The sequence below is a fragment of the Streptomyces sp. NPDC045021 genome (assembly GCF_056432645.1).
In genome coordinates, this window is the sequence record NZ_JBWKIQ010000002.1 from 532,603 (window position 1) to 546,737 (window position 14,135).

The 14,135-nt window shown below is 72.7% G+C and carries 11 protein-coding genes and 1 tRNA gene; 7 read left to right on the forward strand and 5 right to left on the reverse strand.

The window, feature by feature from the left end; translation table 11 throughout:
• Nucleotides 1–50: 50 nt before the first annotated feature.
• Complete coding sequence (locus tag AC07DC_RS09520) at nt 51–1,727, reverse strand: serine/threonine-protein kinase (protein ID WP_478913470.1); 1,677 nt, start codon at nt 1,725–1,727, stop codon at nt 51–53.
• A 248-nt stretch (nt 1,728–1,975) separates the two neighbouring features.
• Between AC07DC_RS09520 and AC07DC_RS09525 the strand changes: the two genes are divergently transcribed.
• The 3 genes from AC07DC_RS09525 to AC07DC_RS09535 all read left to right on the forward strand — a co-directional run bounded on the left by AC07DC_RS09525 (nt 1,976) and on the right by AC07DC_RS09535 (nt 4,973).
• A complete protein-coding gene (locus tag AC07DC_RS09525; RefSeq protein WP_478913471.1) occupies nt 1,976–3,346 on the forward strand; it encodes an aminotransferase class III-fold pyridoxal phosphate-dependent enzyme in 1,371 nt (456 codons plus the stop codon).
• A gap of 158 nt (nt 3,347–3,504) precedes the next feature.
• Entirely contained in the window at nt 3,505–4,182 is a 678-nt protein-coding gene (locus AC07DC_RS09530) for a GntR family transcriptional regulator (protein ID WP_478913473.1), read from the forward strand.
• A gap of 140 nt (nt 4,183–4,322) precedes the next feature.
• Nucleotides 4,323–4,973: a hypothetical protein gene (locus tag AC07DC_RS09535; RefSeq protein ID WP_478913475.1), complete on the forward strand. Its 651-nt coding sequence runs from the start codon at nt 4,323–4,325 to the stop codon at nt 4,971–4,973.
• A gap of 82 nt (nt 4,974–5,055) precedes the next feature.
• On the opposite strand, the gene AC07DC_RS09540 is transcribed toward AC07DC_RS09535, so the two are convergent.
• Nucleotides 5,056–5,784 (reverse strand): SLATT domain-containing protein, encoded by a 729-nt coding sequence (locus AC07DC_RS09540; protein WP_478914094.1) that lies wholly within the window; start codon nt 5,782–5,784, stop codon nt 5,056–5,058.
• Between the two features lie 223 nt (nt 5,785–6,007).
• Here AC07DC_RS09540 and purD point away from each other — a divergent pair, with 223 nt between their 5' ends.
• From purD to AC07DC_RS09560, 4 genes are all read left to right on the forward strand, one after another.
• Nucleotides 6,008–7,267: a phosphoribosylamine--glycine ligase gene (purD, locus tag AC07DC_RS09545; protein WP_478913477.1), complete on the forward strand. Its 1,260-nt coding sequence runs from the start codon at nt 6,008–6,010 to the stop codon at nt 7,265–7,267.
• Nucleotides 7,268–7,496: 229 nt separating this feature from the next.
• A complete protein-coding gene (locus AC07DC_RS09550) occupies nt 7,497–9,221 on the forward strand; it encodes a hypothetical protein (RefSeq protein ID WP_478913479.1) in 1,725 nt (574 codons plus the stop codon).
• Nucleotides 9,222–9,394: 173 nt separating this feature from the next.
• Nucleotides 9,395–10,933, forward strand: coding sequence for a N,N-dimethylformamidase beta subunit family domain-containing protein (locus AC07DC_RS09555; RefSeq protein WP_478913481.1), 1,539 nt, complete (start codon nt 9,395–9,397; stop codon nt 10,931–10,933).
• A 104-nt stretch (nt 10,934–11,037) separates the two neighbouring features.
• Nucleotides 11,038–11,937 (forward strand): phosphoribosylaminoimidazolesuccinocarboxamide synthase, encoded by a 900-nt coding sequence (locus tag AC07DC_RS09560; protein WP_478913483.1) that lies wholly within the window; start codon nt 11,038–11,040, stop codon nt 11,935–11,937.
• Between the two features lie 113 nt (nt 11,938–12,050).
• Here the strand turns inward: AC07DC_RS09560 and AC07DC_RS09565 are convergent.
• The 3 genes from AC07DC_RS09565 to AC07DC_RS09575 all read right to left on the reverse strand — a co-directional run bounded on the left by AC07DC_RS09565 (nt 12,051) and on the right by AC07DC_RS09575 (nt 14,132).
• Nucleotides 12,051–12,123, reverse strand: a tRNA-Gly gene (locus AC07DC_RS09565).
• A 33-nt stretch (nt 12,124–12,156) separates the two neighbouring features.
• Entirely contained in the window at nt 12,157–12,891 is a 735-nt protein-coding gene (locus AC07DC_RS09570; RefSeq protein WP_478913485.1) for a response regulator transcription factor, read from the reverse strand.
• Nucleotides 12,888–14,132: a sensor histidine kinase gene (locus AC07DC_RS09575; protein ID WP_478913487.1), complete on the reverse strand. Its 1,245-nt coding sequence runs from the start codon at nt 14,130–14,132 to the stop codon at nt 12,888–12,890. Before AC07DC_RS09575 ends, AC07DC_RS09570 begins: the two co-directional genes overlap by 4 nt.
• Nucleotides 14,133–14,135: the final 3 nt, after the last annotated feature.

A 14,135-nucleotide genomic window follows, 5' to 3' on the forward strand; every position in this document is an offset into this window, starting at 1 on the left:
TTCTGCCGTCCTGTGTCGGCCGTTCTGTCGTTCTGCCGTGTTCTGCGCGGTCAGTCGATCTTCGTGTAGGTCAGCGGGGCCTTGCCCGGCTCCTGGGAGTCGCGGATCAGATGGGAATCGTCGATCGCGGTGATCGTCGAGGAGAGGCCCGGATTGCAGGAGGTGGCGGGTACCGCGCTGGTGAGCAGGGACGGGCTCAGCGACAGCGGCGGACCGGCCGACGTCATGTGCATCGTCCACGCGCAGTGGTAGGTGCTGCCCGTGCCGGCCAGGGTGACGGTGCCGTCCCGGCGGATCGTCAGGGTGCGGGTGTTGGTGCCGTTGCTCTCGAACCCGGCCTGCCAGGTGCCGACGAGCCGGTCGGGTACCTCGCCGGGCGCGGTGGAGGCGGTTGCCGAGGTGGACGGGGAGCTCTGCGATGTGCCGGACCCCGACGGGGTACCGGTCCCGGGCCCGGTCAGGCCCTGATTGTCCGTGCCGCTGTCCTTGCCCTTGCCGAAGTCGAGCGCGACGACGGCCGCCCCGGCGCCGGCGAGCACCGCGACCACCACCGCGGCGCCGATCAGCACACCCTGCCTCCGGCGGGGCGGCGGCGTCGCGTGAACCGGCGGGGGGCCGTATCCGGGGTGCGGATAGCCGTAGCCACCCGGGTACGCGGACGGGACCGGCGGCGGCGTGGCCGCGTCGACCAGGGTCGGCCGGGCGTGCGGCACCTGCGGGACGGCATCGGGCGCCGGGACGGCGTCGGGGACGGGGGCCGGGCCGGGTTGCGGCTCGGGGTCGGGCCGCGCGGCCGTGGGCGCCGGGGCGGGACTTCCGTCGTGCGGGTTCTCGGCCTCCAGCAGCCGCACGGCGTGCCGGCCGAGCTGCGCGACGATCCCGCTGGGCAGCCAGGACCTGCCCTCCTCCGGCGGGTGGGCGGCGATCCGCTCCAGGACCGCGTCCAGGTCCGGCCGCAGGGCGGCCTCCTTGACCAGGCACTCCGCGACCAGCTCGCGCAGCGCGCCGGGCAGCTCGTCCAGCTCCGGCGGCTCCTGCGCGATCCGGAACATCTGGGCGTGCACCCCGCTGCTCGCGGCGCCGAACGGCTGCTTCCCGGTCGCCGCGTACGCCAGCACCGAGCCCAGGCAGAAGATGTCGCAGGCCGGGGTGACCCGGTCGCCGCGCACCTGCTCGGGCGACATGAAGCCGGGCGATCCGACCAGCGCGCCGGTGTTCGTCAGGCCGCCGGCGACGGTCTCCAGGGCGCGGGCGATGCCGAAGTCGATGACCCGGGGGCCATCGATCGTGATCATGACATTCGAGGGCTTCAGATCGCGGTGGATGAGCCCGGCGGCGTGGATGTCCTTGAGGGCGCGGGCCAGCCCGGCCGCCAGCACCCAGACCGAACGCTCCGGCAGCGGGCCGTGCTCCTTGGCGATGACGTGCTGCAGCGTCGGCCCGGCGATGTAGCCGGTGGCGACCCAGGGGATCTCGGTCTCGGTGTCGGCGTCGAGTACGGGTGCCGTCCATTCGCCGCCGACCCGGCGGGCGGCCTGGACCTCCTGCCGGAAGCGGCCCCTGAACTCGTCCTGGGCGGCCAGCTCGGCCCGCACCAGTTTCACCGCGACGGTACGGCCGCGTTCCGAACGCGCCAGGAAGACCCGTCCCATGCCGCCGGTGCCGAGCCGGCCCAGCAGCCGGTACGCGCCGATCCACTGCGGATCGTCGGACCTGAGTTCTTCCATGCCCCCCGCGCCTCCTCCTGGCCTTCCGGCCGCCCCGTAGCCGAAGAATAGTCTGACCGTTCGAGCAGGGGCCCCGGGCGGGTGGCCGGCGCCGGGCGGGGGTCGTAGCGGGGCCGGAACGGGGATGGCCGGCGGCTCGCGGAACGGTCTCCAGCCGACCGGCGCAATGACAGCCTGTCGGGGAACGTGGCGAGTGCCATACAAGGTGACCGTGTCCCTGACCGGCGACGATCCTTAGCCTGGACCGCATGACCCCTCCTTTCGCCGTCGCCGATCCCGAGACCGGAGCCGCCGTCAAGGCCGCCGACCGGGCGCATGTCTTCCACTCGTGGTCCGCGCAGGCGGTCATCGATCCGCTGGCCGTGGCCGGGGCCGAGGGCTCGTACTTCTGGGACTACGACGGCAACCGCTATCTGGACTTCTCCTCCCAGCTGGTGAACACCAACATCGGCCATCAGCACCCGAAGGTCGTCGCCGCGATCCAGGAGCAGGCCGCCAAGCTCTGCACCATCGCGCCGGGCTTCGCCGTCGACGTACGGTCCGAGGCGGCCCGGCTGATCGCCGAGGTCACCCCCGGCGATCTCGACCAGGTCTTCTTCACCAACGGCGGCGCCGAGGCGGTCGAGAACGCCGTCCGCATGGCCCGGCTGCACACCGGCCGGCACAAGGTGTTCAGCGCCTACCGCTCGTACCACGGCGCCACCTCCACCGCGATCAACCTCACCGGTGACCCGCGCCGCTGGCCGTCCGACACAGCCTCGGCCGGCGTCGTGCACTTCTGGGGCCCGTACCTGTACCGCTCGCAGTTCCACGCGACGAGCGAGGAGCAGGAGTGCGAGCGCGCGCTGGAGCACCTGGAGCAGCTCGTCGCCTTCGAGGGTCCGCAGTCGGTCGCCGCGATCATCCTGGAGTCGGTGGTCGGCACCGCCGGCATCCTCGTGCCGCCGGCCGGGTATCTCGCCGGTGTCCGGGAGATCTGCGACCGGTACGGGATCGTCTTCATCCTCGACGAGGTCATGTCCGGCTTCGGCCGCACCGGAGCCTGGTTCGCCGCCGACCACTGGGGCGTCGTCCCGGACCTGCTGACCTTCGCCAAGGGCGTGAACTCCGGCTACGTACCGCTCGGCGGCGTCGCCATCTCCCCGAAGATCGCCGCGACCTTCGCCACCCGCCCCTACCCGGGCGGTCTGACCTACTCCGGCCACCCGTTGGCCTGTGCCTCCGCCGTCGCGACCATCAACGCGATGCGCGAGGAGCGGATCGTGGAGAACGCCGCCGCGATCGGCGAACGGGTCATCGGTCCCGCTTTGCGCGACATCGCGGCCCGGCACGCCTCGGTCGGAGAGGTGCGCGGCCTCGGCGTCTTCTGGGCCCTGGACCTCGTCAAGGACAAGGCGACGCACGAGCCGCTGGTGCCGTACAACGCGGTCGGCGCGGACAACGCGCCGATGGCCGAGTTCGCGGCGGCGTGCAAGAAGGGCGGTCTGTGGCCCTTCGTCAACATGAACCGCACGCATGTCGTTCCGCCGTGCACGGTCACCGAGGCCGAGGCCAAGGAGGGCCTGGCGGCGCTGGACGAGGCTCTGACGGTGACCGACCGGTACGCCGTCAACGGATAGCGCTTGCCCTGTCGGACCGCCAACAACGCGTGGCCGCTCGCGAAATGCACATAACCCCCACACGCTTCCCTCGCCGGACGTGCGGTTGATTTCCGAACCTTCGCCTATCGTGTGCGGAGTAATCGGAGGGAAACGTACGTTCGGGCGAGGAGGCGGCAGTGCTTGCGGACACCACACCGGTGAAGCGCAACAGCCTGCGGCAGCAGATCGCCGACGCGCTCCGCGACGAGGTGCTGACCGGCCGGCTCCCGGCCGGGCGGGACTTCACCGTCAAGGAGATCGCGGAGCTGTACGGCGTCTCCGCCACGCCCGTCCGTGAGGCGCTGGTCGACCTGGCCGCGCAGGGCCTGCTCGACGTCGAGCAGCACCGCGGCTTCCAGGTACGGCGCTTCGGCCCCGACGACTTCGTCTCCATGGTCGAGGCCCGCAACCTGGTGACCGAGGGGATCTTCCGCCGCATCGAGGGCGATGTGTTGCGTGAAGTGCCGCCGGATGTCCTCGCGTCGGTGCGCCGCCGGGGCGAGGCCGCGGCGCGGGCCGCGCGGTCCGGCATGCTCGATGTGCTCATCGGCTGTGACATTCGCTTCTGGCGCGAAGTCGCGGCATTGTCGGGCAATCCGCACATTTGCGAGTTCCTCGACCGGATCCGCACCCAGACCTGGATGTACTCGATCCCGTTTCTGCGCGCCCATCCGATGCTCGCGGGCGTCTGCTGGTCGGACCACGTCGAACTCGTCGACGCCGTCCGGGACCGCGATCTGCCCGAGGCACGCCGTATCGTCGCCGACTACAACGAGCACTCCCTCGCCCTGATGGCGAAGCTGGCCCCCCGATAGGGGGCCGTGGGCGACATCGCGGAGACCTCGGCGGGAGAGCCGGCGAGCCTTCGGAGTGAGCCGGAAGCCTCCACCTCCTGACGCCGACCGCGCCTCGCACTACGCTGGCCCGACGATCGCATAGACGACTTGGAGCGCCTGTGGCCTGCGACTTGTGGCTGGTTCCCCTTGTGGACGTGCTCTGCCACAGCCCTGAAAACCCTTTCTCCGAGGAACTGGCCCGCTACGACAAGGCCTTGAACGACGCGGGCCTGCCGCCGGTGCCCGTCCACACCTACATGCCGGGACTCTCCGGCGACGTCGGCCCGGTCGCCGGCTTCGACTACGACGCCCTGCATTTCCTGCGCCGGGCCTTCCTGTTGAACCTGCAGGGCCTGGAGGTCACCCCGGTCGACGCGCTCGGCGGCGACTACGAACAGCTGCTGGAGATGTTCGAGGCGACAGCCCAGCAGTCGCACCTCGTCTGGCACTACGACCACGCGGGCGCGTACGTCCCGCTGGACTTCCCGCATCCGGTCGTCAACGACGAACTCCTCGAAGGCGGCGGCCCGCTGGGTTCCAGCCACGGCCTGCTGCGGGATCTCGCGTCCGTCGCGGCGGCGATCGGCATCGACGCGGCCAACCCGCCACAGGCCCCCGCCCCGCCGGACCGGCCCACCGGACTGGAGGAGCCGGCCGCCCAGCCGTCGTACGATCCCAGCCCGTTCGCCCGCGAACGGCACGTCTGGCTCGGCCTGCACGCGGCGGCGACCCGCTCGCTGGCGCAGGGCTCGATGGTCGTCTTCAGCTGATGACGGCCTTCGGCTGACGGAGCGGTCGGCCGAGTTGCTCAGTGGTGGCGGTTTTCGACGGTGCCCAGCGGTGTTCGACGGTTCAGCGGGCCGGCCCCTCCGGGGGCCGCTGGCGGGGCATGTTCGGACGGCCGCCGGGCGCCATCGGGAAGCGACTGGCGGGCACCCCCTCGGTGCGGGCGGCCCACGGCACCGTGGACTGCGCGCGCAGCGGCGCGCTCCGCGTCCCGAACTCCGTCATCCAGTCCGCCGTTTCCATCCTGACCAGGTCCGACACGTCCTCGGAGAACCGGCGCAGCACCGCAAGACAGCGTTCGGCCGCCTCCGCCGCCGTGCCCTCGGTGGGGCCCAGCACCTCCCGGACGCTCTCCGACGCCCAGTCGAAGCGCAGCGCCTCCAGCCGCCGCTGCACCGCCTGCGCGGTGGCGACGTCCCGCATCCAGCCGGACGTCAGCCCGAAGCAGCGGTCCAGACCGACACAGACCGCGGCGAAGAGCAGCGCCACATAACCCCAGCGCGCGGCGCCGTCCGCGGCCCCGGTCAGTTCGATCAGCGGCAGTGCGGCGCCCACGGTGCCGAAGAACGCGGCGGCCAGCCGCAGCCCGCGCGCCCCGTGCCGCTTCCAGACGCGGTCGGCGAGATACCAGTCGGCGGTGGCCAGCGCGCCGGCCTCGGCCCAGCGGTAGAGCTCCTCCAGGCGTTCGGCGGGCTCGCCCCAGTCGCCGAGCGGAAAAGGCAGCGCCCGCAGGTCCTCCTGGCTATGCAGAGCCCGTTGAACGGGCTCCTCCCGGGGAGCCTCCTCGGGATACATGTCCGGCTGGCTCACTGCGCGCTCCCTCGCATTCCGGCGCTCGTCTTCCGACACGACGAAGCTCCCTTCTTACCGCCGAACGGCTGACCGTGTGGGCAGGATCTTTGGATTTCAGCCCTTAAAGGCCGCGTGGTCAGGTATAGGCCGAACATCCGTCCCACTCGAAAGAGTGAGCCGCGGCGCGCGGCACGGGGCTCCGCACGCGGCCACTACCCTGGAGCACGTGAAGGTCCTTGTCATCGGCGGCGGCGCCCGCGAACACGCCCTGTGCCGCTCACTGTCCCTCGACCCCGATGTCACCTCGTTGCACTGCGCCCCCGGTAACGCCGGGATCGCGGAGGCCGCCGAGCTGCACCCGGTCGACGCCCTCGACGGCGCCGCCGTCGCCGACCTCGCCGTCTCGATCGGCGCGGACTTCGTGATCGTCGGTCCGGAGGCCCCGCTGGTGGCGGGCGTCGCCGACGCGGTCCGGGCCCGCGGTATCGACTGCTTCGGCCCGACCGCGGAAGCCGCGCAGCTGGAGGGCTCCAAGGCGTTCGCCAAGGAGGTCATGGCCGGCGCGGGGGTGCCCACCGCCCGCTCCTACGTCTGCACCACCGCCGAGCAGATCGACGTGGCGCTGGACGCCTTCGGCGCCCCGTACGTCGTCAAGGACGACGGCCTGGCCGCGGGCAAGGGCGTCGTCGTCACCGATGACCTCGCCGCCGCCCGCGCGCACGCGCTGGCCTGCGACCGCGTCGTCATCGAGGAGTTCCTCGACGGCCCCGAGGTCTCGCTCTTCGCCGTCACCGACGGTGTGACGGTCGTCCCGCTGCAGCCCGCCCAGGACTTCAAGCGCGCGCTGGACGCCGACGAGGGCCCGAACACCGGTGGCATGGGCGCGTACTCCCCGCTCCCGTGGGCCGACCCCAAGCTGGTCGACGAGGTCGAGCGGACCGTCCTGCAGCCCACCGTGGACGAGCTGCGGCGCCGCGGCACCCCGTTCGCCGGGCTGCTCTACGCGGGTCTGGCCATGACCTCCCGCGGCGTGCGCGTGATCGAGTTCAACGCGCGCTTCGGCGACCCCGAGACGCAGGTCGTCCTCGCGCGCCTCAAGACCCCGCTCGCCGGCGTGCTGCGCGCCGCCGCGACGGGACGGCTGTCCGAAGTGGAGCCGCTGCGGTGGAGCGACGGCGCGGCCGTCACCGTCGTCATCGCCTCGTACAACTATCCGGACACCCCGCGCACCGGCGACCCGATCACCGGTCTGGCGGACGTCGCCGAGCAGGACGAGCACGCGTACGTGCTGCACGCGGGCACCAGGCTCGACGACGAGGGCCGCGTGGTGAGCGCGGGCGGCCGGGTGCTCTCCGTCACCGCCACCGGCGCCGACCTGGCCAAAGCCCGTGAGCGGGCGTACCGCGCGGTCGCCCGGGTGCGGCTGGACGGCTCGCACCACCGGACCGACATCGCGGCCAAGGCGGCGGGAACAGGCCAGTCCTGAGTCAGCCCTTGGGGTGGCTTTGCCCAAAGCCACCCCAAGGAGTGATGGCTTCTCCATCCGGCTGACGTGGCAGCGGTCCCCAACTACTGTGCCCCGGAAGCGCACTGCCGGACGGCGTGGTGCTGTGCGGCAAGTAGCCGTACAGACATTGCGATGTCCGTGGGCGGTGCGACAGTGGGGGTAAGCCGCCGACGGCGGTCCTGACAGTGAGACGGGGGTGAGCCGCCCGATGGCCGGAGAAACAGGTGAGGGAGTCGCACGCTCCCGTGCGCTGGCGGTGTTGCGGATCCGCAGCACCGCGCTCGCCGTGGCGCTGCTGCCCGCCGCCGTGGCCGTCGTCCTGCTCGTGGGCGGCGCCACCGGGCGGATCGGCGAGAGCTGGGACGCGCTGCGGTGGACGGTGGTGGGCGGAGCCCTGGTGGTGCTGGTGCTCGCGGGCGCCGTCGCCGCCGTGGTCGTCCGGGCCCGCCCCGCGGTCAGCCCGACGGTCCCGGTCGCCGAGTCGTCCGCTCCCGATCTGTACCGGATGGTCCATGACCTCGCGGTCCGGCTCCAGGTCCCCACACCCTCCTCGATAGAGCTCACTCCGGACTGCGACAGCTGGCTGGAGGACCGCCGCCCGGACGCAGCGCCCGCGGGCCGCTGGGGTCGCCGCGGGGAGCCGGCCGCCCCGGTGCTGGTGATCGGCTCGCCCTTCATGTGGTGGATGCGGGTCGCCGAGCTGCGCGCCCTGCTCGCCCCCGTCGTGGCCGGCACCGGTCCGTCCGCCGACCCGGACATAGCCGCGGCCCGGCGCTTCATCCGGGGTCTGGACGCCGCGGCCGGCGTCGCCTCGACGCGTTCCCCCGGTCTCGCATTGCCCGCTTACGCCTTCCTCGGCTGGGTCGCCCGGCTGCTGCTGCGCGGCTGCCGGGCCCATGCCGCCGAGATGGAGCGCGGGGTGGCCGCGTCCGCCTCGGAGCGCGCCCAGGCGGTGGACTACGGGCTGCGCATCGTCGCCCAGGAGCAGGTCGGCCTCGCCTACGCGGGCTGGGACCGGCTGCTGACGCGTGTCGCGCTGCCCGCCTGGCGGATGGGCCGCTGGCCGTCCCGGCTCGACGCCGGAGTGGTGGCCGCGCTCACCGACCTGTCCCGCCGCGACCGGCTGGCCGAGGGGTTCGAGTCCCGGTTGGGCGAGCGCCCCGCCTGCGATCTGCTCGAAGAGCCCGGCACCGTCGACGAGGCGGCCTCGCTGCTGGCCGCCCGGCTCTTCCACGGCGGCCCCGAGCACCACGGCCCGGACTGGTCGCCCGTCGACTGGGAGTCGTACCCCGAGGAGGTCGTGGACCGCATATGGCGTTCCGAGGCCGCCCTGCTGATCAGGGTGCTGGACGAACCGGGCAGCTCGGTCCCGCGGGCCGAGCGCGACCGGCCCGCGGTGATCACCGTGCAGAACGCCGAGCACACCGCGGAGAGCCGTTCCGGCGCCGGGCTGCTGATGGGCGGTCAGGCCGCCCGCCAGGCTGCCGTGGCCGGCTCCGTGGACTTTCCCGACGAGTGCGGCCGGGCCACCATCGCCCGGGTGATCGACCGGCTCTCGCGGGGCGGCAGCGAGGAGCTGGCGGCCCGGATCACCGGCCATGTCGCCCGGGAGGAAGCGGCCCGCGACGCCAACCGGAGCCCCGCCACCGGCTCCGCCCTCGCCCCGGTCTACCAGCTGCTCCCGCCCCGCACCGGCCGCGAGCTGCTCACCGAACACGTCACCGCGATGGTCTGCTGTGCGGCCGTCGACACCGCGGGCGCGGCGGCCGGCCTCGACTGGCTGGACGGCCCCGCCCTGCTCGTCAACGGCGCACGCCGAGCCGATCTCGCATGGCCGGTGCTCCGGCTCGTGGAGAACGGTGACGCGGCTCCGTTGCGCTCCTGGCTCACGGCGGTCGGCGTCCGGCTGGAGAAGCCCGTCCGCCTCGTCTGACACAGGGGCCACGCCGCACCCGCCGGATGACATTTTCTGCCTCACTCGGAGCGAAACTGTTCCGATTATTCGCCACGAACAGTAACCAAGGGAGTGCGTTATGTGATGTGCTGGGTTCGGACGCATCAGACGTCGGACTCAGCCCGGGCGCGTGGCGAAGAAGGGGGGCACACGTGGGGACGGAGCAGATCCGGCGCTGGCAGTCGGGAGCACTCGCGCATGGCGTGACCGACCCGTTCGGACAGGGCCCGTTGCCGTGGTTGCGCGGTGCCGAGCAGTATCTGGACGACGAGGGAAACGTCGTCCCCTGGTACGTGGACCTCTCCGTGAGCCGGGGTGAGGCACCGGCCCGGCCACACGTGCCGGGCCCGCGCACCGCCGATGACGTGCGCTGCCAGGTCAAGGGCTTCGCCTCGTCCGGCGCTGTCGCCCCCGGAGCGGCCATCGACTTCCGGGTGACCGTGGATCCGCCCCAGCAGTTCACCGTCGACATCTACCGCATCGGCCACTACGGCGGTGACGGCGCGTGCCACATGACGGCCAGCCCGCGGCTCTCCGGCATCGTCCAGTCGGCTCCGCTCGCCGCCGGGCGCACCGTCTCGTGTCACCACTGGTGGCAGTCCTGGCGGCTGCAGGTGCCGGGGTACTGGAAGACCGGCGCGTATGTGGCGGTGCTCACCACCGCCGACGGCTACCGCAGCCACATCCCGTTCACTGTCCGTGACGAGCGCCCGCCGGCCCCCCGCCGGTACCCGTCCAAGGAACCGCCGCACGCCCCGGCGCTCGACGCGGATCTGCTGCTGCTGATGCCCGACGTCACCTGGCAGGCCTACAACCTGTACCCGGAGGACGGCAGGACCGGCGCCAGCCTCTATCACGCATGGGACGCCGAGGGCCGGCTGCTCGGCGAGGAGGAGGCCCCCACCACGGTCTCCTTCGACCGCCCGTACGCGGGTGCGGGCCTGCCGCTGCACGTCGGCCACGCCTACGACTTCATCCGCTGGGCGGAGCGGTACGGCTACGACCTGGCCTACGCCGACGCCCGCGATCTGCACGCCGGCCGCGTCGACCCGTCCCGCTACCGCGGTCTGGTCTTCCCCGGACACGACGAGTACTGGTCGATCCCGATGCGCCGCGCTGCCGAGGCCGCCCGGGACAGCGGCACCTCGCTGGTGTTCCTCTCCGCCAACTCCATGTACTGGCAGGTCGAGCTGGGCCCGTCACCGGCCGGCGAGCCCGACCGGCTGCTGACCTGCCGCAAGCGGCACGGCGACGCCCGCGGACGCAGCGCGCTCTGGCGGGACCTGGGCGAGCCGGAACAGCTGCTTCTGGGCGTGCAGTACGCGGGCCGGGTCCCCGAACCGGCCCCGCTCGTCGTCCGCAACGCCGACCACTGGCTGTGGGAGGCGACCGGCGCGGCTGAGGGGGACGAGATCGAGGGTTTGGTCGCGGGCGAGGCGGACCGCTACTTCCCGCGCACCGCACTGCCCGAGTCCATCGACCGGATCCTGCTCGCGCACTCGCCGTACGAGGACGCCGAGGGCCGCCGCCGGCATCAGGAGACCTCCCTGTACCGGGCGCCGAGCGGCGCCTATGTCTTCGCCTCCGGCACCTTCGCCTGGTCCCCGGCGCTCGACCGGCCGCACTACGTGGACCCCCGGATCCAGCGCGCCACGGCCAACCTGCTGGACCGCATCTGCAAGCACGACTAGGTCCTCCCCGTCCTGCCGACCGGCCCGGTCGGCAGGACCCTGTCGGTCCGCACCCTCATCCGTGCGGGAGAATCGGGAGCTGAGCCGTCGAGTGGGGAGGACCCATGTCCGGATTCGTTGAGAAACCCGTACCCGTCCAGGTGCCGGGACTGGTGCATCTGCACACCGGGAAGGTCCGCGACCTGTACCAGAACGCCGCGGGTGAGCTGGTGATGGTGGCCAGCGACCGTACGTCCGTGTACGACTGGGTCGTGCCCACCGAGGTCCCCGACAAGGGCCGGATCCTCACCCAGCTGTCGCTGTGGTGGTTCGACCAGCTCGCCGACCTGGTTCCCAACCACGTCATCTCCACCGACGTCCCGGCCGGCGCCCCCGCCGACTGGGCCGGCCGCACCATGATCTGCAAGTCGCTGCGGATGATCCCGGTCGAGTGCGTCGCCCGCGGCTACCTCACCGGCTCCGGCCTCGTGGAGTACGAGAAGCACCGCACGGTCTGCGGCCTCGCGCTGCCCGAGGGCCTCGTCGACGGCTCGGAGCTGCCCGCGCCGATCTTCACGCCCGCCACCAAGGCCGAGGTCGGTGAGCACGACGAGAACGTCTCCTACGAGGAGGCGGCCCGCCAGGTCGGCGCCGAGACCGCGGCCCTGCTGCGCCAGACGACCCTCGCGGTCTACGGCCGGGCCCGCGATGTCGCCCGTGACCGCGGGATCATCCTGGCGGACACCAAGTTCGAGTTCGGCTTCGACGGCGACGAGCTCGTCATCGGCGACGAGGTGCTCACCCCGGACTCCTCGCGCTTCTGGCCGGCCGACCAGTGGGAGCCCGGCCACGCCCAGCCGTCCTTCGACAAGCAGTTCATCCGCGACTGGCTGACGTCCCCCGCCTCCGGCTGGGACAAGAACAGCGAGCTGCCCCCGCCGCCGCTGCCCCCCGAGATCATCGAGCAGTCCCGCGCCAAGTACGTCGAGGCCTACGAGCGCCTCACGGGCACGACCTGGTCGTAGTCCTGGTCCCGGGTGTCCGGACGCGCATCCCGCGTCCGGACACCCGGGTCTCTGGGTACCCGGACACGACGAAGGCCCCGGCGGAGAAATCCACCGGGGCCTTCGTTCTGCTGAGCGGACGACCAGGTTCGAACTGGCGACCTCAACCTTGGCAAGGTTGCGCTCTACCAACTGAGCTACGTCCGCACCGCGCGTGCTGTGTGCATTGCGCGAGAGCCACTATACCCAACCGCGCTCCCGGGCGATGCGCGCGGCCTCATGACGGTTCTCCGCGGAGAGTTTCGTGGCGGCGGAGGAGAGGTAGTTGCGCACCGTTCCCTGGGACAGCGCGGCCCGCCGGGCGATCTCCGCGATCGGCGCGCCGTCGGCCGCCAGATCGAGGACCTCAGCCTCGCGGACGGTCAGCGGGGAGTCGCCGGCGCTGATCGCGTCGGCCGCCAACTCCGGGTCCACATAACGGCCTCCGGCGTGCACGGTGCGGATGATCTCGGCCAGTCGCTGCGCCGAGACGGTCTTGGGAACGAAGCCCCTGACCCCGGCCGTGAGGGCCCGCTTCAGGTGCCCGGGACGCCCATGACCGGTCACGATCATGGTCCGGCAGCCGGGCAGCTCGGCCCGCAGGGATGTGGCGACCGCCACACCATCTGCCCCCGGCATCTCCAGATCCAGGACCGCGACATCCGGCCGGTGCGCCCGGGCCATGGCGAGTGCCTCGGGGCCTGAGGCGGCCTCTGCGACGACGAGGATGTCGTCCTCGTAGGACAGCAGCGCGGCGAGCGCGCCGCGGATGAGGTGCTCGTCGTCGGCGAGCAGGACGCGCACCCGCGCCCGCGCCTCGCCGGCCCCGGGCGTCCCGTCGGTCCTGGCAGCTCCAGCAGCCCTGGCAGCTCCGGCAGCTCCGGCAGCTCCGGCAGCAGTCCCGGCGGTCCCTGCGGCCCCGGTCGGATTCGTCATGCGGCGCCTTCCGTAGAGGTGGCGGCCTGCCGTTGCAGCGGCACGCACGCCGTCAGCCGGAAGACCCCGCCGGCGTCCGGCTCCGCCGTGAGCGTGCCGCCCAGCGCGCCGACCCGCTCGCGCAACCCGGTCAGCCCCGTCCCCGGCGCCATCGAACCGGCCGCGGCGGGCACGGCCGCCGCCCCGTCGTTCTCCATGGTCAGTACGGCCGAGCCGGCCGCCGGGACCAGCAGCCGGATGACGCAGCTGCGGGCGTCGCCGTGCCGCAGCACGTTGGTGGTGCCCTCGCGGACCACCCAGGCGATCACGGACTGGACGGCGGGCGACAGCGTCGCCCCGTCGTCGCCCTCGGCCCGGCAGTCGACGCCCGCGGCCCGCAGTACCGACAGCGCGCCCGCCAGCTCCACCTGCAGGTCCGCCGACCGGTAGCCGCGGACGACCTCGCGCACCTCGCGCTGCGACTCCCGCGCGATGCGCTGCACCTCCACCATCTGGTCGACGGCCTCCGGCCGCCCCCGCCGGGCGAGTTGGACGGCGAGTTCGCTCTTGAGCGCGATGACCGAGAGGTTGCGTCCCATCACGTCGTGCAGATCCCGTCCGAACCGCAGCCGCTCCTCCGCGACCGCCAGCCGCGACTGCGCCTCCCGCGCCCTGTCCAGCTCCCACACGACGACCAGGATCCAGGCGGAGCCGCGGTAGGTGAACGCCATGGCGGCGCCCCCCGCCGCCACCGCGACGGCGTAGCCGGTGGTCTCGCCCCCCGGCAGTCCCGCCGCCGCGGAGCACACCGCCACCAGGGCGGCCGTACCCACCACGAGCAGCACGATCCATCGCGGCCGGCGGATGTTCAGCACCGCGGGGCCGATCGCGAAGGCGGTGAAGCCGGAGACGATCTGGACGGCTTCGCCCCCGGGGAGCAGGGTGCCGCGCGCCCGCAGGACCACGACGACCAGCACCGCGAGGGCCGTCGTGGCGCCGACGGCGGCGAGCAGCCGGGTCGGCCGCTCGCGCCGGCCCAGCGCCCAGTCCAGCACCCGGGACACCAGCACCGCGCACAGCACGGCCTGCCCCAGCAGTGCCCACAGGACGACGCGCGCACCGGTCGGGCTGTCGGAGCGCTGGACCGCGCCGAGGACGAGGAACACCTCGATCAACGCGAAGGAGTAGAGCGACCACCGCGTGTAGAGCTCGAAGCGGGCCGGATCGCTGCGCCGCTCCCACCATCCCGTCAGCTTCGGCACGGT

Coding starts and splice junctions, on each gene's coding strand:
- AC07DC_RS09520 (WP_478913470.1), bottom strand. CDS start 1,727: ATGGAAGAACTCAGGTCCGACGATCCGCAGTGGATCGGCGCGTACCGG.
- AC07DC_RS09525 (WP_478913471.1), top strand. CDS start 1,976: ATGACCCCTCCTTTCGCCGTCGCCGATCCCGAGACCGGAGCCGCCGTC.
- AC07DC_RS09540 (WP_478914094.1), bottom strand. CDS start 5,784: ATGTATCCCGAGGAGGCTCCCCGGGAGGAGCCCGTTCAACGGGCTCTG.
- AC07DC_RS09550 (WP_478913479.1), top strand. CDS start 7,497: ATGGCCGGAGAAACAGGTGAGGGAGTCGCACGCTCCCGTGCGCTGGCG.
- AC07DC_RS09560 (WP_478913483.1), top strand. CDS start 11,038: ATGTCCGGATTCGTTGAGAAACCCGTACCCGTCCAGGTGCCGGGACTG.
- AC07DC_RS09570 (WP_478913485.1), bottom strand. CDS start 12,891: ATGACGAATCCGACCGGGGCCGCAGGGACCGCCGGGACTGCTGCCGGA.